The 19,746-nt window shown below is 68.3% G+C and carries 16 protein-coding genes; 10 read left to right on the top strand and 6 right to left on the bottom strand.

The window, feature by feature from the left end:
- The first annotated feature begins 217 nt into the window (after positions 1-217).
- Positions 218-2,548 carry an endopeptidase La gene (gene lon / locus LTT66_RS11520; protein WP_233069130.1) on the top strand — a complete coding sequence of 777 codons (2,331 nt, stop codon included), beginning with the start codon at positions 218-220 and terminating at the stop codon, positions 2,546-2,548.
- A gap of 131 nt (positions 2,549-2,679) precedes the next feature.
- Here lon and LTT66_RS11515 read toward each other — a convergent pair whose 3' ends face one another.
- Positions 2,680-3,132, bottom strand: a complete 453-nt coding sequence (locus LTT66_RS11515; RefSeq protein WP_233066666.1) for a PaaI family thioesterase — start codon at positions 3,130-3,132, stop codon at positions 2,680-2,682.
- Positions 3,129-3,713: a TetR/AcrR family transcriptional regulator gene (locus LTT66_RS11510; RefSeq protein WP_233066663.1), complete on the bottom strand. Its 585-nt coding sequence runs from the start codon at positions 3,711-3,713 to the stop codon at positions 3,129-3,131. Before LTT66_RS11510 ends, LTT66_RS11515 begins: the two co-directional genes overlap by 4 nt.
- A gap of 176 nt (positions 3,714-3,889) precedes the next feature.
- Between LTT66_RS11510 and LTT66_RS11505 the strand changes: the two genes are divergently transcribed.
- The 4 genes from LTT66_RS11505 (at position 3,890) to LTT66_RS11490 (ending at position 8,531) form a co-directional block, all read left to right on the top strand.
- A complete protein-coding gene (locus LTT66_RS11505) occupies positions 3,890-4,960 on the top strand; it encodes a DNA polymerase IV (RefSeq protein WP_233066661.1) in 1,071 nt (356 codons plus the stop codon).
- A gap of 37 nt (positions 4,961-4,997) precedes the next feature.
- Complete coding sequence (locus LTT66_RS11500) at positions 4,998-5,993, top strand: oxidoreductase (protein ID WP_181721398.1); 996 nt, start codon at positions 4,998-5,000, stop codon at positions 5,991-5,993.
- Positions 5,994-6,175: 182 nt separating this feature from the next.
- Positions 6,176-6,895, top strand: a complete 720-nt coding sequence (locus LTT66_RS11495) for a TetR/AcrR family transcriptional regulator (protein WP_233066659.1) — start codon at positions 6,176-6,178, stop codon at positions 6,893-6,895.
- A 151-nt stretch (positions 6,896-7,046) separates the two neighbouring features.
- On the top strand, positions 7,047-8,531 hold the full coding sequence (locus LTT66_RS11490) for an alpha/beta fold hydrolase (RefSeq protein WP_181721401.1): 1,485 nt from the start codon (positions 7,047-7,049) through the stop codon (positions 8,529-8,531).
- Positions 8,532-8,543: 12 nt separating this feature from the next.
- On the opposite strand, the gene LTT66_RS11485 is transcribed toward LTT66_RS11490, so the two are convergent.
- Positions 8,544-10,424: an ABC transporter ATP-binding protein gene (locus LTT66_RS11485; protein ID WP_233066657.1), complete on the bottom strand. Its 1,881-nt coding sequence runs from the start codon at positions 10,422-10,424 to the stop codon at positions 8,544-8,546.
- Between the two features lie 183 nt (positions 10,425-10,607).
- Here LTT66_RS11485 and LTT66_RS11480 point away from each other — a divergent pair, with 183 nt between their 5' ends.
- From LTT66_RS11480 to LTT66_RS11460, 5 genes are all read left to right on the top strand, one after another.
- Positions 10,608-13,397 (top strand): FAD-binding and (Fe-S)-binding domain-containing protein, encoded by a 2,790-nt coding sequence (locus tag LTT66_RS11480; RefSeq protein ID WP_408638839.1) that lies wholly within the window; start codon positions 10,608-10,610, stop codon positions 13,395-13,397.
- 316 nt (positions 13,398-13,713) lie between these two features.
- A complete protein-coding gene (locus LTT66_RS11475) occupies positions 13,714-14,655 on the top strand; it encodes a DNA-3-methyladenine glycosylase family protein (RefSeq protein ID WP_408638838.1) in 942 nt (313 codons plus the stop codon).
- A 348-nt stretch (positions 14,656-15,003) separates the two neighbouring features.
- Positions 15,004-15,336, top strand: a complete 333-nt coding sequence (locus tag LTT66_RS11470; RefSeq protein ID WP_227954530.1) for a DUF1616 domain-containing protein — start codon at positions 15,004-15,006, stop codon at positions 15,334-15,336.
- Positions 15,337-15,534: 198 nt separating this feature from the next.
- Positions 15,535-15,759 carry a DUF397 domain-containing protein gene (locus LTT66_RS11465; RefSeq protein ID WP_233066651.1) on the top strand — a complete coding sequence of 75 codons (225 nt, stop codon included), beginning with the start codon at positions 15,535-15,537 and terminating at the stop codon, positions 15,757-15,759.
- 144 nt (positions 15,760-15,903) lie between these two features.
- Positions 15,904-16,041 (top strand): hypothetical protein, encoded by a 138-nt coding sequence (locus tag LTT66_RS11460; RefSeq protein ID WP_233066648.1) that lies wholly within the window; start codon positions 15,904-15,906, stop codon positions 16,039-16,041.
- A gap of 48 nt (positions 16,042-16,089) precedes the next feature.
- On the opposite strand, the gene LTT66_RS11455 is transcribed toward LTT66_RS11460, so the two are convergent.
- From LTT66_RS11455 to LTT66_RS11445, 3 genes are read right to left on the bottom strand one after another with little or no spacing between them, the layout of a single operon-like run.
- Positions 16,090-16,836, bottom strand: coding sequence for a succinate dehydrogenase/fumarate reductase iron-sulfur subunit (locus tag LTT66_RS11455; protein WP_233066645.1), 747 nt, complete (start codon positions 16,834-16,836; stop codon positions 16,090-16,092).
- A 2-nt stretch (positions 16,837-16,838) separates the two neighbouring features.
- Positions 16,839-18,779: a fumarate reductase/succinate dehydrogenase flavoprotein subunit gene (locus tag LTT66_RS11450; protein WP_233066643.1), complete on the bottom strand. Its 1,941-nt coding sequence runs from the start codon at positions 18,777-18,779 to the stop codon at positions 16,839-16,841.
- Between the two features lie 25 nt (positions 18,780-18,804).
- Positions 18,805-19,635 carry a hypothetical protein gene (locus tag LTT66_RS11445; protein ID WP_181721406.1) on the bottom strand — a complete coding sequence of 277 codons (831 nt, stop codon included), beginning with the start codon at positions 19,633-19,635 and terminating at the stop codon, positions 18,805-18,807.
- Between the last annotated feature and the right edge of the window lie 111 nt (positions 19,636-19,746).

The following is a 19,746-nucleotide window of genomic DNA, read 5'->3' as shown; positions in this document are numbered from 1 at the left end:
CCACAACGTTCTCATTGCCTTGGATGGGGTGTCAACGCGAACGGCGAGCGCGGGTGGCGTGGCCCTTCGCCCTCAGCGAACGAGGCACCGGAGTGGAACAAACCCGGATACCCGTGGGTTGAGTAGGCAACGCTCAACTTTTGGAAGGGTCGAAGACGTGACTACACCACAGAACCTGCCGGTGCTGTTCCTGACCGATCCGATCGTGCTGCCGGGCATGGTCGTGCCCATCGAACTGGACGAATCGGCGCAGGCCGCGATCGATGCCGCGCGCGCCGCCAAGACCGACGCCGTACTGCTCGCGCCGCGCCTGAACGAGGGCTACGCGACCTACGGCGTGGTCGCCACCATCGAGCAGGTCGGCCGGATGCGCGGCGGAGCCCCGGCGGCCGTCCTCAAGGCGGAACGGCGGGCCAAGATCGGGCACGGGGTCACCGGCCCCGGCGCCGCGCTGTGGGTCGAGGCCGAGCCGGTCGAGACGCCCACACCCGACGGCCGCACCAAGGAATTGGCCGCCGAATACAAGAAGCTGGTCGTCTCGGTACTGCAACGCCGCGAGGCCTGGCAGGTCATCGACGCGGTCAACCAGCTGACCGACCCGTCGGCCATCGCCGACACCGCGGGCTACGCCACCTACCTGACCTTCGAGCAGAAGCGCGAACTGCTCGAGACCTCCGACGTGGCCGAGCGGCTCACCACCCTGATCGAGTGGACCAAAGCGCACATCGCCGAGGCCGAGATCAGCGAGAAGATCAGCGAAGACGTTCGCGAGGGCATGGAGAAGAGCCAGCGCGAATTCCTGCTGCGCCAGCAGCTCAACGCCATCCGCAAGGAACTCGGCGAGGACGAGCCGGACGGCGCCGACGACTACCGCACCCGGGTAGAGCAGGCCGACCTGCCCGCCACCGTGCGCGAGGCCGCGTTGCGCGAGGTCGGCAGGCTGGAGCGGGCCAGCGATCAGAGCCCGGAATCCGGCTGGATCCGGACCTGGCTGGACACCGTGCTGGAGCTGCCGTGGACGGTGAAGACCACCGACAGCGCCGATGTGTCGGCCGCCCGCGCGGTCCTGGACGCCGATCACCACGGCCTGGACGAGGTCAAGGACCGCATGGTCGAGTACCTGGCCGTCCGGGCCCGCCGTGCCGCCCGCGGCCTGGAGGTCGTCGGCGGACGCGGCTCCGGCGCGGTGCTTGTGCTGGTCGGTCCGCCCGGCGTCGGCAAGACGTCGCTGGGTGAGTCCGTGGCGCGAGCCCTCGGCCGCAAGTTCGTCCGCGTCGCCCTGGGTGGCGTGCGCGACGAGGCCGAGATCCGCGGCCACCGCCGTACCTACGTCGGCGCGCTGCCCGGTCGCATCGTCCGCGCCATGAAGGAAGCCGGTTCGATGAACCCGGTCGTCCTGCTGGACGAGATCGACAAGGTCGGCTCCGATTTCCGCGGCGATCCGGCCGCCGCCCTGCTCGAGGTGCTGGACCCGGCGCAGAACCACACGTTCCGCGACCACTACCTCGATCTGGACCTGGACCTGTCCGACGTGCTGTTCATCGCCACGGCGAATGTCATGGAGACCATCCCCGGCCCGCTGCTGGACCGGATGGAACTGATCACCGTCGACGGCTACACCGAGGACGACAAGGTGGCCATCGCGCGTGACTTCCTGGTGCCGCGGCAACTCGAGCGCAACGCGCTGACCGCCGCCGAGGTGGCCGTCAGCGAGGAAGCGCTGCGCGAGATCGCGGCCAACTACACCAGGGAGGCGGGCGTCCGGCAGATGGAGCGGCTGATCGCCAAGGCGCTGCGCAAGGCGGCCACCCGGCTGTCCGAGCGCGAAACCGCGCCTGCCGCATCAGATTACGACCCCGAACTGGGTTACGAGGTGGATACCGATGCCTTGACGATCGGCCTGGGCGACTTGAAGGACTACCTGGGGCGCCCGCGCTTCACCCCCGACTCGGTCGAACGCACCGCGGTCCCCGGTGTGGCCACCGGCCTCGCCGTAACCGGCGCCGGCGGCGACGTCCTCTACATCGAGGCGAACGCCGCCGAGGGCGAGCGCTCGCTGACCCTCACCGGCCAGCTCGGCGACGTCATGAAGGAATCCGCGCAGATCGCGCTGACCTACGTGCGCTCGCACCTGGAGGAGATCGGCATCGAGGCGTCGGTCCTGGATCGCAACATCCACATCCACTTCCCGGCCGGTGCGGTGCCGAAGGACGGACCGTCCGCGGGCGTCACGATGGTCACGGCACTCGTGTCGCTGGCGCTGGGGCGTCAGGTGCGATCGGACGTCGGTATGACCGGCGAGGTCACCCTGAACGGCCGGGTGCTGCCGATCGGCGGCGTGAAGCAGAAGCTGCTCGCCGCCCAGCGGGCCGGACTGCGGACGGTGTTCATCCCGGCGCGCAACGAGCCGGATCTGGACGACGTCCCGGCGGAAGTGCTGGCCGCACTGGACGTCCGCCCGGTCGCCGACGTGGCCGACATCCTGGCCTACGCCATCGAGCCGGTCGCCGAACCGGCGTTGGGCCCGGCCTTCGCCGCGACCGCCTGACCTGCGCCGAACGGGCCGGGCACGGAACACTCTCCGTGCTCGGCCTTTCGCACGTCCGTTCCGGCGGAGTGGTGGTGCGATGCGCAACGCGCCCTGGCTCGGGCAGTCGGCGACGGGACGGCATGGCGCGGTCAAGGGGTGGTGTTCGCGCCGGTCAGGTCGGTTTCAGCGAGCCGGGTGGTGCCTTGGGCCACCGCGCACAGGACCGGTTCGCGGTCCGGGCTCTCCGCGTAGATCCAACAGTGGGCAACCGCTTGGCGCCGGGTCGCGCCCGTGACGGATGCCTCGACGCGCAACCGCGCGCCCGCGGCGGGACGGAGGTAGGTGACCGTGACACCACCGGTGAGCACGTTCGCGCCGAGAACGGTTCCGGCGGCGAAGGTGAGGGCATTGTCCGCGGCGTAGGCGAGCACGCCGCCGTGCACGTAGCCGAACTGCTGGGTCAGTTCGCGGCGCAAGGGGATGATCAGGGTGGCGGCGCCGTCGCCGAACGCGGTGAGCTCGGTGCCCACGAGGGCGGCGAAGGGCTGGGCGGCGAGCACCTTTCTGGCGCTGTCGATGTCGAGGGCCGTGGTGACTGTCACTGGGAGACCTCTTTCGCGGCTCGGGTGCGATCGGCGGCGAGGGCGAGCCAGGCGGCGTCGGCCAGTTCGCCCGCGATGTCGGCCGGGGCGATGCGCATCTCGCCGCCCAGCCACTGCCGGGTGTATTCCTGCGCGGGGCCCAGCCACAGCGCGTAGACCAGATCGATCGGAAGATCGCGCACCGTGCCGTATCCGGCGTGCGTGCGCCACCAGCGCGTCACGTCGGACATGAAGCGGCGATTGCTCTCGCTCTCCCGGACCCCTGGCGGCCGTGCGGAGGTGAGCACCGTCGCCCGGTACTGGTTCTCGCTCACCCAGCGCAGGTGCTCGCGCACACCTGAGGCGACGCCGTCGTGCGCGTCGGTGCTCTCGCCGACTACCGCCCAGAAATGCCGCTGGTAGTCCACCAGCGCGTTGGCCCACACCTGCCGGTACAGGTCGGCCTTGTCCGGGAAGTGGTGATAGAGCGCCCCGACACTGGCGCCCGCCGCGTCGCGGATCTGCGTCAGTGTCGCGTCCAGCGCCCCGTGCTCGGCGAACTGCCGCTCGGCCGCCAGCAGTAACCGATCTCGAATCTTCATATCCAGAATTTAGTTCTGTTTTCCCCGCCGTGGCAAGGCCGAGTGGATCGCCCTTCCGGCGGATGCAGGCGCGCAGTTCGCTCAATTCGCCGGTCGCGATCAGGCGGGCAGGTCGTCCCGGGCCGATCGCACCGGAATCGCGGCAGGATGCCGGAGCACTGGAGTAAGAACGGCATGTGGCCAGATGGCTGTTGCACGTCGATCTCGACCAGTTCCAGGCGGCGGTGGAGTTCCGCCGTCATCCCGAACTGCGGGGACTGCCGGTCATCGTCGGCGGCCACGGCGATCCCACCGAGCCGCGCAAGGTGGTGACCTGTGCGTCCTATCCGGCGCGCGCGTTCGGCGTGCGCGCGGGCATGCCGCTGCGCAGCGCCCAGCGCAGGTGCCCCGAGGGCGTGTTCCTTCCCTTGGACATGACCGCTTACGAAGATGCCTCCGACGAGGTGATGGCGCTGCTGCGGACGTTTCCCGGGCGGGTCGAGGTGTGGGGCTGGGACGAAGCGTTCCTGGCCGCCGACACCGACGATCCGGAGGCTCTCGCGCGGCAGGTGCGCGCCGCCATCGCCGGACTCGAACTGACCTGCTCGATCGGCATCGGCGACAACAAGCTCACCGCCAAGCTCGCCACCGGGTTCGCCAAGTCCGCGGGCAAGACGTCGGCCGAACCCGGCACCGATCCGGGCGCCGCCGCGGGCGTCTTCCGGCTCACCGCCGCGAACTGGACCGAAGTGATGGCCCATCGTCCGACGAGCGCGCTCTGGGGCATCGGCAATCGGATCGCCGCGCGCCTCGCCGACCTCGGCGTGCGGACCGTGGGCGATCTGATGGCGGCCGATCGGCATCGGCTGGCCGCGGAGTTCGGGCCGAACACCGGTCCGTATCTGTGGGTGCTCGGCCACGGCAAAGGCGATACCGATGTCACCACTGAACCACGAATTCCGGTGGGCCGCAGCAAGTCCGAGACCTTCCCGCACGATCTGACCGATCCGGGCGAGATTCGCGCCCAGGTCGCGCGGCTGGCTACCGAGGTCGCCGAGGAGATGGCCGCCGCGGGCCGGGTCGGTACCCGCGTCAGCGTGACGGTGCGGACCGACACCTTCTACACCCGCAGCAAGCAGGAGAAACTTTCCGAACCGACGATCGATGTCGCGCGCATCGCCGAGACCGCAGTGCGGATCGTCGACCGCTTCGACCTCGACCGTCCGGTTCGTCTGCTCGGCGTCCGGTTGGAACTCCTGCCGCAGTAGCTCCCGGACCGGTCCGGACCCTCGTATGCTCGTCCGCATGGAGTTCTGGGCGATGGTGGCACACGAAACGGATAGCGGGATCGTCCTCACCCGGCAGCAGGTCGGCGAGGATTTCCTCGGGCCGGGCGACGTGACGATCAAAGTGCACTACTCGAGCGCGAACTACAAAGACGGTCTGGCGATCACCAAGGGCGGCGGGGTGGTCCGCAACTACCCGATCGTGCCGGGGATCGATCTCGTGGGCGAGGTGGTCGAGTCCGCCGACGACGATTTCGCACCCGGCGACCCGGTGATCGCGCACGGATACGACATCGGCGTCTCGCACAACGGCGGTTTCGCCGAATACGCCAGGGTGCCCGCCGAATGGGTGGTCAAGCTGGAGGACCTCAGTCTGCGCGATGCCGCCACGCTGGGCACCGCGGGTTTCACCGCGGCTCTGAGCGTGCTGGCCGTGCTCGAGCGCGGTCTCACCCCGGACGCGGGCCCGGTGCTGGTCACGGGCGCGACGGGCGGCGTCGGCAGCGTGAGCATCGACATCCTGTCCGGCCTCGGCTTCGAAGTCATCGCTTCCACCGGTAAGACCGACGCGGCCGATCTGCTCAGCGAGATCGGCGCGAACGAGGTGATCGGGCGGTTGCCGGAGGACCCGGACGCCAAGCCACGTCCGCTCACCAAAGCGCGGTGGGCCGCGGCCCTCGACAGCGTCGGCGGCGCTTCGCTCGCCTACGTGCTGAGCGCCATCGGCTACGGCGGCGTGGTCGCGGCCAGCGGCCTCACCGGCGGCTCCGAACTGCCCACCACCGTGATGCCGTTCATCCTGCGCGGCGTCGCCCTCGAGGGCATCGATTCGGTCAACCTCCCGATCGAGCGCCGCCGCGAGGTGTGGTCGCAGCTCGGCAAAGAGCTGCGCCCGCAGCATCTTTCGGCCTTGCGGCAGCACTCCCCGATCACCGACGCGGAGAAGGTGCTGCACGGCATCCGGAAAGGCACGCACTCGGGCCGAACCGTTCTCCGCGTCGCGGGCGAATTCTGACAGTCACCCGCGTTCCAGCGATGTCGGTACGCGCCGGGCTGCCGTAACGGGCTTCTTCGGTTCCCGGCGCCGGATCCGCGCTGCGACCGCCTTCGGCGACGAGAACGCTGTACGCGTCAAAGACGGGTGTGCGCATCAGCGAACGTTGTGCGCTAGGCTGGCGCTCGACGGAAGGAGTGCCCATGCCCGCGGACAAACAGCAGGTGGGATCGGTGTGGACGCGCCCACGCCGGGGCCGGGAACAACCGGCGCTGACCAGGGAGCAGATCGTGGCCGAGGCGGTCGCGCTGCTGGACGCGGAGGGCATGGACGCGCTGAGCATGCGCCAGCTCGGCGCCCGCCTGAACGCGGGCGCCACGTCGCTCTACCGCCACGTGGCCAATCGCGACGAGTTGATCGAGCTGGTGGTCGACGAAGTCTACGGCGAGATCAGCGTTCCGGAGATCGATGACCCGGCGAACTGGCGCACCGCGACGCAGGAGTGCGCGCGGAGCCTGCGCGCGATGATCCTCCGGCATCCCTGGATGGCCTCGACCCTGGGTCAGGTCGGGCTGTCCTATCTGGGGCCGAACGTGATGCGGCTCAACGACCGGATGGTGGGTCTGTTCGAAGCGGGCGGCTTCCCCGTCGCGGAGGCGGCCGACGGCATCGGCACCGTCGTCAGCTACGTGGTCGGCCTCGGCATCTCCGAGGCGGCGTATCTGAGCATGCTGGCCCGCAGTGGGCAGACGGAGAAGCAATGGCTGGCCGCGTTGCGGCCCGTCGCCGAAGAAGCGGCACGGGAGTTTCCGCGGGTCGCGCAGGAAGAGTGGGACCAGGACCCGGAACAGCTGCGCGAGCGGAAGTTCCGCTACGGGTTGGACCGCGTGCTGGACGGGTTAGAGGCACGCCGGAACATCTGACTCGAATCTCCGATCACGCCGCACGCGGGAAGGGGTGCCACCACTGGAAGCCCCGATCGGATACGGTTCTTCCGCATCCACCCACGTGCTCGCTCCGGTCGAGAGGCGAAGTCTGTTGTCCGCGAAGCTGTTCTGGCGTTCGATTTCGGTCATGGCGGTGTCCGTACTGCTGGCGGTGCCCGCCTACAGTCAGGCCGATCCGGTGCAGGAGGCGTACCCGGCGGGCTTGGACCGGTTCTATCGTCAGCAACTCGAGTGGAAGCCGTGCGGTATCGAGAATCTGGACAAGGCCGGCGGCGAGTGCGCGGACGTCCTGGTGCCGCTGGACTACGGGCAGCCCGGCGATCGCACCATCACCGTCGCGATATCCCGGGTGAAGGCGGGCGATCCGGCACGGCGGCGGGGAGTCCTGCTGTCGAACCCGGGCGGTCCCGGCGGGCCGGGACTGGACAGTGTGGACCTGCTCGGCGACGTGCTGTCGCCGGACGTGCTGGCGAGTCACGACCTGATCGGGATGGATCCGCGCGGGGTCGGCGAGTCCGGCCGGACTCCGCGGTGCGGGTGGCCGGTCGGTGAGATGGTCCGGTCGGCGGGCCTGGAACCGCTCGGTTTCGTGCACGACACGGTTCAGTCCGCGGGTATGGCCGCGGCCTGCGTCATCCGGGATCCGATCATGCTGCGGCAGTTGACCACTCGCAACACGGCGCGCGACATCGATATCGTCCGGGCCGCCCTGGGCGAGCAGAAGATCAACTTCTATGGCTTGTCCTACGGCACGTACCTCGGCGCGGTGTTCACCCAGATGTTCCCGGAGCGCGGCGATCGGATCGTGCTCGACAGCGCGATCGATCCGGACCGGTACTGGACGGGCTTGGTGCAGGACTGGGGTCCCGCGGACGAGATCGCGCTGGACGATTGGGCGGTGTGGGCCGCGGCCCGCGACGACGAGTTCCGGCTCGGCGCGACGCCGCGGCAGGTGCGGGCGACGGTCGAGGAGCTGGTTCGCGTCGTCGCCCGTCAACCGGTCGTGATCGATGGGTTCGCGATCGATGACCACTGGTTTCCGTTCATCCTGCACGCCTTGTTGACGAACTTCCGGCTGAACGAGCCGTTGGCCGCGACGGTGCGTGAGATCGCCGATGACGCGGGCGGCCCGCCGACGACCGCGCGCACGCCCCGGTTGCGCGCCATCGTGCAGGCGCTGCGGGACAACGAGAACTCCGTCCTGGCGCAGATCGCCTGCGGTGACGTCGGCGCACCGATCGATCCCACCTGGTACTGGCGCAACATCGAACAGACCAGGGCCACGCAACCGGTCTTCGGCGCGCTGGCGGGCAACATCCAACCGTGCGCCTTCTGGCCTCGGCCGGTCGAAGCGCCGACCGTGGTCCGCAACGCGGTGCCCGCGCTCATAGTCCAGGCGACGGGAGATCCGCGCACTCCCTATGCCCACGCCGTGCGACTGCACCAGTACATGTCCGAGTCGCGCCTGGTCACCCTGCAAGATGTCCGCATCCACATGACATTCCGGCCCGAGTTGAGCAGCTGCGTGAACGACGCGATCAACGCCTACTTCGGTGCGGGGGCGCTGCCGGACACCGACACCACCTGTACGGCGGATCAGACGGCGAGCTAGCCGAACGGCGGGTCAGGCCGCCGCGGTGACCGGCTCCTCGGCGAACTGGGTGCGGTACAGCTCCGCGTAGCGGCCGTCGGCGGCCAGCAGCTGCGTGTGCGTACCGCGCTCCACGATGCGGCCCTCCTCCAGCACGAGGATCTGGTCGGCCGCGCGGATGGTGGACAGCCGGTGTGCGATCACCAGCGCGGTCCGGCCTTCCAGCGCTTCGGCCAGCGCCTCCTGCACGGCGGCCTCCGAGGTGGAGTCCAGCGACGCGGTCGCCTCGTCCAGGATCACCACGCGCGGCTGCTTGAGCAGCAGGCGCGCGATGGTCAGACGCTGGCGCTCACCGCCGGAGAGCCGGTAGCCGCGCTCGCCGACCACGGTGTCCAGCCCGTCCGGCAACGACGCGACCAGCTCGCGCAGCCGGGCCCGTTCCAGCGCGTCCCACAGCTCGTCCTCGGCGGCCTCCGGCCGGGCGAGCAGCAGGTTGGCCCGGATGGTGTCGTGGAACAGGTGCCCGTCCTGGGTGACGAGTCCGACCGTCTCGCGGAGCGAGCGGGTGGTCAGTTCGCGCACGTCGGCGCCGTTCAACCGGACCGCGCCACCGTCGACGTCGTAGAGCCGGGAGACCAGCTGCGCGATGGTCGACTTGCCCGCGCCGGACGAACCGACCAGCGCGACCAGCTGCCCGGGCTCGGCGCGCAGCGACACGTTGTGCAGCACCTCCACGCCACCGCGGGTGTCCAGAGTCGCCACGTCCTCCAGCGAGGCCAGCGACACCTTGTCGGCCGACGGGTAGCCGAAGCTCACCCCGTCCAGCTCCACCGCCACCGGACCCGCCGGAACCGCTCGCGCGCCCGGCGCCTCCTCGATCAGCGGTTTCAGGTCGAGCACTTCGAAGACGCGCTCGAAGCTCACCAGCGCGGACATGATCTCCATCCGGGCGCTGGCCAGCGCGGTCAGCGGCGTGTAGAGCCTGGTCAACAGCAACGACAGCGACACGACCGCGCCCGCGTCCAGCTGCCCGCGCAGCGCGTACCAGCCGCCGAGCCCGTACACCAGCGCGATCGCCAGCGCGGACACCAGCGTGAGCGAGGTGACGAAGACGGTCTGCAACATCGCGGTGCGCACGCCGATGTCCCGTACCCGGCGCGCCCGCAGGGCGAATTCGCCGGACTCCTGCTGCGGACGGCCGAAGAGCTTGACCAGCGTCGCGCCCGGCGCGGAGAACCGCTCGGTCATCTGCGTGCTCATCGCCGCGTTCAACCCGGCCGCTTCCCGCTGCATCTGGGCCAGCCGGTTGCCCATGTGGCGCGCCGGGATCACGAACACCGGGAGCAGCAGCAGCGCGAGCAGCGTGATCTGCCACGAGATGCTGACCATCACGCCGAGCGTCAGCGCGAGGGTCACCAGGTTCGCCACCACGCCGGACAGCGTGTCGCTGAACGCGCGCTGGGCGCCGATGACGTCGTTGTTCAAGCGGCTGACCAGCGCGCCGGTCCTGGTCCGGGTGAAGAACGCGACCGGCATCTTCTGCACGTGGTCGAACACGGCGGTGCGCAGGTCGAGGATGAGCCCCTCACCGATCCGCGCCGACATCCACCGGATCGCCAGCCCGAGCCCCGCGTCGAACACCGCCAGCGCGCCGATCACCAGCGCGAGGATGATCACCACCCGTGGCGCGGCGCCGCCCACGATGTCGTTGACCACCCGGCCCGCGAGCACCGGCGTCGCCACGGCGAGCACCGCGGACACGACGCTGAACAGCAGGAACGAGGCGATCCTCCGGCGGTGCGGAGCGGCGAACCGGATGATGCGCTCGGCGGTGGCGCGGCGGAACGGCCGCTGTTCCTGCGGCGCGTTCGCCCGCCGGTACATCTGGCTCCACGCCACGGATTCGATGCTCACGTTGTTCTCCCTCTCGCTCCCCCACTCATCAAAGACCTGGCCACCGACACTAAGACCTGAACAATGGTTGAGTTCAAGCTGATTCCGGATGTTCGCCGTTTCCGCCGACAGCGAAAACCGGCCGCGGTCCGGGCCTCCGCCCCGGAAAACCCCACCTAGGCTTACGTGGTGACCGAGAACCGGATGGCGGCACTGCGCGGCACGCTCGCGGGTGAGGTCGACACCTCCGAGCGGCGTCGTGCGGAGTACTCCTCGGACGCGTCGAACTATCGGGTTGTCCCGGCCGCGGTCGTCTTCCCCCGCGGCGACGAGGACGTGGCGAACACCCTGGAGTTCGCCCGGGACCACGGACTGCCGGTCACCGCTCGTGGCGCGGGAACATCGGTGGCGGGCAACGCGATCGGCTCCGGGCTGGTGCTCGACTTCAGCAGGCACATGAATCGGATCGTCACGATCGATCCGGCCGCGCGGGTCGCCATTGTGCAGCCCGGCGTGGTGCTCTCGGAGTTGCAGCGCGCGGCTCGCCCGCACGGCCTGCGCTTCGGACCGGACCCATCGACGCAGAATCGCTGCACGCTCGGCGGCATGATCGGCAACAACGCCTGCGGACCGCGCGCCGTCGCGTGGGGCCGCACCTCCGACACCGTGCGCGCGTTACGCGTCCTCGACGGCACCGGCGCCGAACGCACCCTGGCCGCCGACCTGTCCGCGGTCCCGGGTCTCGCGGAATTCAGCCGGGCGAATCTCGCGGTACTGCGTACCGATCTCGGGCGCTTCGACCGGCAGGCCTCCGGCTACGGCTTGGAACACCTGCTGCCCGAACGTGGCGCGTCGGCGGCGAAGGCATTCGTCGGCAGCGAGGGCACCTGCGGCCTGCTGCTGGACGCGACTGTCGAGCTGGTCGGGTTGCCCGCGGCCACCGTGCTGACGGTGCTCGGCTACCCGGACATCGCCACCGCGGCCGACGACGTCGCCGCCGTGCTGGCCTGCGCGCCGATCGCGGTGGAGGGCATCGACGCGCGGCTGGTCGACGTGGTCCGCGCGCATCGGGGACTGGTTCCCGACCTGCCGCGTGGCGGCGGTTGGCTTTTCGTGGAGACGGCGGGCGAGACAAAGGCCGACGCGCTGGCCGCCGCACAGCGGCTGTGCCGGACGGCAGGCGCGGTGGACACCCGGATCGTCACCGATCCCGGCACCGCCGCCGCGCTCTGGCGGATCCGGGCCGATGGCGCCGGGCTCGCCGGTCGCACGCCCGATGGGCAGCCGGCCTGGCCAGGGTGGGAGGACGCGGCGGTCCCACCCGCGCGCCTCGGCGCCTACCTGCGTGATTTCGCCGCGCTGACCCACGACCACGGCGTCGACGGGCTGCTGTACGGGCACATCGGCGACGGCTGCATCCACGTCCGCCTCGATCTCCCGATCACCGACGCGCCGCGCCGTTTCCGCGCTTTCCTCCTCGACGCCGCGGAGTTGGTCGTCCGGCACGGCGGTTCGCTCTCCGGCGAGCACGGCGACGGCCGAGCCCGCTCGGAACTGCTTTCGGTGATGTACTCCCCCGCGGTGCTCGACGTCTTCGCCGGGTACAAGGCGCTGTTCGATCCCGGTGACGTCCTGAATCCGGGTGTGCTCGTCGCACCGCGTCCGATCGACGCCGACCTGCGGCTGGCCGGACTACCGCGGGTACGGCCGTCGACCGGTTACGCGTTCGCCGAAGACGGCGGCGACGTGGGCGTCGCGGTCCATCGCTGCGTCGGCGTCGGCAAATGCCGGGCCGACGGCGGTTTCATGTGCCCGTCCTATCTGGCCACCCGGGATGAGAAGGACAGCACGCGCGGCCGCGCGAGGATTCTGCAGGAGGTGGTGCGCGGCGCGCTGCCCTGGTCCTCGGATGCGGTGGCCGAGTCGCTGGACCTGTGCCTGTCCTGCCGGGCGTGCCAGAAGGACTGCCCGGCGGGCGTGGACATGGCCACCTACAAGTCGGAGACGCTGTATCGGCGCTACCGTCATCGGCTGCGCCCCATCGATCACTACTCGCTGGGCTGGCTGCCCCGGTGGTTGTCCGTGGCCGCCCGGCTGCCGCGCGTGGTCAACGCGCTGGCCGGCCGGGACACGCTGCGCCGGGCCGGTTTACGAGCGGCGGGGATGGATCCGCGGCGGAACGTCCCGCGCCTGGCACAGCGCAGCTTCCGCCGGATCTGGCGCGACTTGGACCAGGGCGCACTGCTTGCCGAGTCGTCCTATGCGCCCGAGGTACCGCCCGGGGCGGGTGGTTCCGGCGAGGTGATGCTGTGGATCGATACCTTCACCGACGCGTTCGATCCGGAGATCGCGCTGGCCGCGGCCCGGCTGCTGACGACATTGGGCTACCGCGTCCAGATCCCCGAGCGCCGCGTCTGCTGCGGTCTCACCTGGATCAGCACCGGGCAGCTCGACGGCGCCCGTGCGCGGTTGCGGGCCACCTTGACGGCGCTGGAAGACCACGTCCGATCAGGTGGTCTGGTCGTCGGGTTGGAACCGTCCTGCACCGCGGTCCTGCGTGGCGACCTGACCGAACTATTGCCGGACGACCCGAGAGCCGCACCGACCGCGGCCGCGGTGCGCACCCTCGCCGAGTTCCTCGCCGAACAGCCGACCTGGCGCCCGCCGACGCGAACCGGACAATCCGTGGTGGTCCAGCCGCATTGTCACCAGCACGCGATTCTCGGATTCGATATAGATCGCCAATTATTAGCCAGTATGGGAGTGCGGGTGACGGAAATCACCGGATGCTGCGGTCTGGCGGGAAACTTCGGAATGCAGGCGGGCCACTACGACATTTCGGTGGCGGTGGCCGAGAACGGCATGTTGCCCGCGTTGCGCGCCGCGGGCGAGGACGCGATCCTCCTCGCCGACGGCATCTCCTGTCGCACCCAGGCCGCTGCCCTGGCCGGACGACAGGCGTGGCATATCGTGCAGTTCCTCTCGGGTCGCTGACCTTCGCGCGGTTCAGCTACCGAACGGCAGGATGCCGGGAGGGATCTGGTAACCCGAGCTGCCCGCGAAAACCCCACCCCAGGCATTGAGCAGCCAGTTGAGCAGATTGGTGATCATCTCCATAACCTCCGTAATGGCTTCTGCCAGCTATTTGCCGATCGAGATCGATATCGTCGTGAATCGCCTGTTGTTACATCGGACTGCGAGAACTTCGATTATGCGCAAATGGTATGAAAAGCCTTATGGTGTGTCTCGGATAATAATCCGCGGCACGCGGGTCGAGGGGGAGGCGCCCCCGCGCGCCGCACCGGGCAGAATGATGCGGGTGCGCAGCGTGACGGTCGAGCCGGGAGCGAGCCGGACCGTGATCACGGATCGTCCGATCGATCTGGCGTGCACCGTCGCGCCGCTCGGCCGCGGCACCGGAGATCCGTGCCATCGAGTGACCGGCGACGGCGCGCACTGGCACGCCTCCCGTTTGCCGACCGGGCCGGTCACCTACCGATTGACCCAGTCCGGCCCGTGCGCGGTACAGGCGCGTGCGTGGGGGCCGGGCGCGGCGGAATTCCTCGACGGTATCGAGCACATGCTCTGTCTGGACGAGGACGTCTCGGCGTTTCTCCCCGCTCATCCGAAGCTCGTCGACGCCCATCGCCGCTTCCCCGGACTGCGCATGTTGCGCACGGGTCTGGTCTTCGAAGCTTTGGTGCCCGCCGTGCTGGAGCAGAAAGTGCACACCATCTCCGCACGCGCGTCGTGGCGGAAGTTGGTGCGGCGGTTCGGCGAACCCGCGCCGGGCCCCGCGCCGGAAGGGATGCTGCTGCCGCCGGACGCCGATACCTGGCGGCGCATCCCCTCCTGGGTGTACCACCGGGCCAATGTGGGACCACAGCGCGCGCAGACCATCGTGCGCGCGGCGCGGCTCGCCGAGTCGCTGGAACGTGCGGCGCGGGTCGATCCGGCCGAGGCGGCGCGCATGCTGTGCAGTGTCCCCGGAATCGGGGTGTGGACCGCCGCGGAGATCGCGCAGCGGGCCTTCGGCGACGCGGACGCGCTCTCGGTCGGCGATTACCACCTCGCCGCCGCGGTCGGCTGGACCCTGCTCGGCCGTCCGATGGACGACGAGGCGATGGTCGAATATCTGGAACCGCTGCGCCCGCATCGCTACCGGGCGATCCGCCTGCTCGAAATCAGCGGCCAATTCCACAAACCGAAGTTCGGCCCCCGCACTCCGCTCACCGACCACAGCCGGCGCTGAGTCACAGCTTTCACATACGTCCCGGCTCAAACGTATTTTCCCCACTTTTGCACTGTCTTTATCGCTTGATCCGGGCGGTGGCAACGCGAAACTGAAGGTAGCACCATCTCCGTATGCATCTCGGCACGAGCGGGGGCGCAGTCGGATCGCAGGGGCTTTCGGTATGGCGCGCACCTAATTGTCGAACCACACAACTGCAGGGGGTTGTCGGTGGAGCAGAGGCCACTTGGAGATACACCACGGTCCAGATGTCAGTTCTATCGGCGGGAATGTGACCTGCCCGCCGTTGTCGACCCACCAGAACTCGGCCGCATCATGATGCGCGCCGGATCGGTCTGGGCGTTGACCATGCCGAGCAGCCTGGGGCAGGCGGTCAAGGCACACATGCAGAGCAAGAGCGTTCGGCTCGGCCCGATCCTGGCGCACCCGCGCTCGAACCGGTGGACCTTCCTGATCGCGCCGGACCTGCCCGAAAGCGATACGCGACTGTTCGCGGAGTTGTTTCGGCTGGACGTCTCGGTCTCCCGCACCGGATCGACGATCGCGTTGCCGTCTCCCACCGCGTCGGTCGGCGCCATCCGCCGGTGGATCGTGCCGCCGCGCAACCGGTTTCGCCCTTCCGGCCGGGTGGTGGTCGCGGCTATCCGCGCGTGGGCCGAGCCGGTGCAGCGCCGCCGCTGAGAGCTTGTGATCCGCTGAGTATTGCGCCGGAATCGTCTGGCGGGCCGGTGTCACCGGCCCGATCATCCGGCCTCGTTGTTCGCCCGACAGTGCCGGTCAGCGGCGGTACTATCGGGCGCGCGTGAATGCGTCCAGCAGTTGTGCTGGATTCTCGGTCCGTACACGTCTGCCCCGGCAGACAGCGAAGGAGTCCAATTCGTGAGCATTCAAGGCAACGCGAACATCGACCTGACCGGCGCCACGTGGCGCAAGGCCGGAGAAGGTCCGGGCGATGACAGCGTGGAGGTGGCACTGCTCGCCGACGGGCACGTCGGCCTGCGCAACGGGAAGGACCCAGACGGGCCGGTGCTGGTCTTCACCCCCGGAGAGTGGGCCGCTTTCACGGCCGGGGTGCACGACGGCGAGTTCGATCGGCCGCGGTAGGGCGCTCTCGAAGATCACGAAATGACAGATATTCGACAACGAAAAGACGTTTGCCGCAGCTGAATTACGGGTAGCCCACTATTCGTGGACCGAGGGCTCAAGAGCTCCCATCCCCGGTACAAGAAATTGTTTCCGGACGATTGGGTGGAATGGCTGATCGTCGCACTGTTGTTCGCGGTGTCGGCGGTCGGGGTCTTCGTCCTCACCAACTCGCTGTTATCGGCGCTGCTCGTCGGCCTGCTGGTGTGGATCGTCGCCCTCGGTGTAGTGGCAATACTATAAGGGTGCGCCGACCGGCCGGGAATCGTCCCGGCCGGTCGTCTCTGTGGCCTAGCGGCGGAACAGTTTGTTGCCCAACCAAACCACCGGGTCGTATTTGCGATCGGCCACTCGTTCCTTCAACGGAATCAGGGCGTTGTCGGTGATCTTGATATGTTCCGGGCAGACCTCGGTGCAGCACTTGGTGATGTTGCACAGGCCGAGCCCCTGCTCGTCCTGGGCGAGCTCGGTCCGATCGCCGACGTCCAGCGGATGCATCTCCAATTCGGTGATCCGCATCAAATAGCGCGGTCCCGCGAACGCGGTCTTGTTCTCCTCGTGGTCACGCACCACGTGACAGGTGTCCTGGCACAGGAAGCACTCGATGCATTTGCGGAATTCCTGCGAGCGCTCCACGTCGACCTGCTTCATCCGGTACTCGCCCGGTTTGAGATCGGCGGGCGGCGTGAAAGACGGTATCTGTCGCGCCTTTTCGTAATTGAACGACACGTCCGTCACGAGGTCCTTGATCACCGGGAACGTGCGCATCGGCGTCACCGTGATCACTTCGTCCTGGCCGAAGGTGGACATTCGTGTCATGCACAGCAGACGCGGCCGCCCGTTCACCTCGGCCGAACAAGAACCGCACTTGCCCGCCTTACAGTTCCAGCGCACCGCCAGGTCGGGCGCCTGCGTGGCCTGTAGCCGGTGGATGATGTCGAGCACCACCTCGCCCTCGTTCACCAGCACGGTGAAATCGTGCAGTTCTCCGCCGTCGAGATCGCCGCGCCACACGCGGAATTTGGCGTCGTAACCCATCGTTACGCCTCTCGCTCCGTCGAATTCCCGGCCGCAGCCGGGTGCCCGGCGAGTTCGTCCGGGGTGTAATACTTTTCGAGCTCGCCGAGATCGAAGAGGGCGAGCAGGTCCGAGCGCATCGGTTGTTGTTCCTTGCGCGTGACCGTGACGTCGGGGATCGGGTCACCGATCGTGCCCGGGTCCGCGGCGCAGACCAACAGCTTGTTTCGCCAATCCGGATCCATCGAGGGGTGGTCGTCCCTGGTGTGCCCGCCGCGGCTCTCGGTCCGCAACAGCGCCGCGTGTGCCACGCATTCGCTGACCAACAGCATGTTCTGCAGGTCGAGCGCCAGATGCCAGCCGGGATTGAACTGGCGATGACCCTCCACCGTCACGTGACGGAATCGCGCGCGTAGCTCGCTGAGCTTGTCGATCGCCTCGCGGACCTCGTGCTCCTTGCGGATGATGCCTACCAGGTCGTTCATCGTCTGCTGCAGATCGGTGTGCAAGGTGTAGGGGTTCTCCCCCTTGCCGTCGGTGGGCGGATCGAACGGCGCTACCGCGGCCTTCGCGGCCTTCGAGACGTCGTCGTCCGAGACCGACGGCCGCGCGCCGAGTTGTTCCACATAGGCGGCGGCGCCCAGTCCGGCCCGGCGACCGAACACCAGCAGGTCCGACAGCGAGTTACCGCCCAGCCGATTCGACCCGTGCATGCCGCCGGAGCACTCGCCCGCGGCGAACAGCCCGGGCACCGTGGCCGCACCGGTGTCCGGATCGACCTCGACGCCGCCCATCACGTAGTGACAGGTCGGCCCGACCTCCATCGGCTCCTTGGTGATGTCCACGTCCGCGAGTTCTTTGAACTGGTGGTGCATCGAAGGCAGCCGCCGCACGATCTCGTCGGCTGGCATCCGGGAGGCGATGTCCAGATAGACGCCACCGTGTTCGGTGCCACGTCCGGCCTTCACTTCTTCGTTGATCGCGCGGGCGACTTCGTCGCGCGGCAGTAGATCCGGCGTGCGGCGTGCGGAATCGTTGTCCCGCAGCCATTGGTCGGCCTCTTCCTCGGTCTCGGCGTACTGCCCTTTGAAGACCGGCGGAATGTAGTCGAACATGAACCGCTTGCCCTCGGTGTTCTTCAGCACCCCGCCGTCACCGCGCACGCCCTCGGTGACCAGGATGCCCTTCACGCTGGGCGGCCAGACCATGCCGGTCGGGTGGAACTGCAGGAACTCCATGTTGATCAGCGTCGCGCCCGCGCGCAGCGCCAGTGCGTGGCCGTCGCCGGTGTACTCCCAGGAGTTCGAGGTCACCTTGTACGACTTGCCGATGCCACCGGTCGCCAGCACCACCGCGGGGGTCTCGAACAGGATGAAGCGGCCGGATTCGCGCCAGTAGCCGAACGCGCCGGAGATGCGGTCGCCGTCCTTGAGCAATTCGGTGATGGTGCACTCGGCGAAGACCTTGATGCGCTTTTCGTAGTCGCCGGTCTCGGCGAAATCCTCCTGCTGCAGCGAGACGATCTTCTGCTGCATGGTGCGGATGATCTCGAGGCCGGTCCGGTCACCGACGTGCGCGAGCCGCGGGTATGTGTGACCACCGAAATTGCGCTGGCTGATGCGGCCGTCCGCGGTGCGGTCGAACAGCGCGCCGTAGGTTTCCAGTTCCCACACCCGGTCGGGCGATTCCTGCGCGTGCAATTCGGCCATGCGCCAGTTGTTGAGGAACTTGCCGCCCCGCATCGTGTCGCGGAAATGAACCTGCCAGTTGTCCTTCTCGTTGGCGTTGCCCATCGACGCCGCGCAGCCGCCTTCGGCCATCACGGTGTGGGCCTTGCCGAACAGCGATTTGCACACCACCGCCACCGAAAGCCCGTGCTCTCTGGCTTCGATGACCGCGCGCAGTCCGGCGCCGCCCGCTCCGATCACGACGACGTCGTAGTTGTGCCGTTCCACTTCTGCCATGCAGAGAAACTCCTCGATGAGGCGGTCAGTCGATGAACCGCAGGTCCGAAATCGTGTTGCTGGCCACCAACATGACGTAGAAGTCGGTCAGCACGAGGGTGCCGAGGGTGGTCCAGGCCAGCGTCATGTGCCGGGTGTTCAGCTTGGAGACCTGAGTCCAGAACCAGTAGCGCACCGGATGCGCGGAGAAGTTCTTCAACCGTCCGCCGGCGATATGCCTGCACGAGTGGCAGGACAGCGTGTATGCCCAGAGCAGGATGACGTTGCCGAGCAGCACGATATTGCCGAGGCCGAAGCCGAAGCCGCCGGATTTGCCGTGGAACGCGACGATGGCGTCGTAGGTGTTGATCACCGAAACCACCAAGGCCACATAGAAGAAGTAGCGGTGGGCGTTCTGGACGATCAGCGGCAGCCTGGTCTCGCCGGTGTACTTGGCGTGCGGCTCGGCCACGGCGCAGGCGGGCGGGGAGAACCACACCGACCGGTAGTAGGCCTTGCGGTAGTAGTAGCAGGTCAGGCGGAAGCCGAGCAGGAAGGGCAGCACCACGAAGCCGAGTGGCAGTATCGCGGGCAGCTCACCGAACGGCGTCCCGAAATGGCTCGAACCTGCCACGCACGAGGTGCTCAGGCACGGCGAATAGAAGGGTGTCAGGTAGTGGTAGTCCGGAACCCAATATGCCGTGCGCACATACGATCTGATCAAGCCGTAGACAAGGAACGCGCCCAGGCCGAGCACCGTGACCAGTGGGGGGATCCACCATCGGTCGGTGCGCAATGTGCGTTCCGAGATCCGGGCCCTTGTTCTGCTGAAAACGCCGGTGCCCTCTTCCGGGGCGGCGGTCGGTGCGGCACTCACAGGTGGATGCCTCGCTGATCTTGTGTGCGGGTGGTCATCGTTACCTCCGCAATCGAATGTGATGCTGAGCACCATACGACACGTCCGCTATTGATCGAGCGGGGTCTCGAC

The organism is Nocardia gipuzkoensis, from assembly GCF_021183645.1.
Classification (GTDB): domain Bacteria; phylum Actinomycetota; class Actinomycetes; order Mycobacteriales; family Mycobacteriaceae; genus Nocardia; species Nocardia abscessus.
This window is presented reverse-complemented; position numbering and strand designations above follow the sequence as displayed.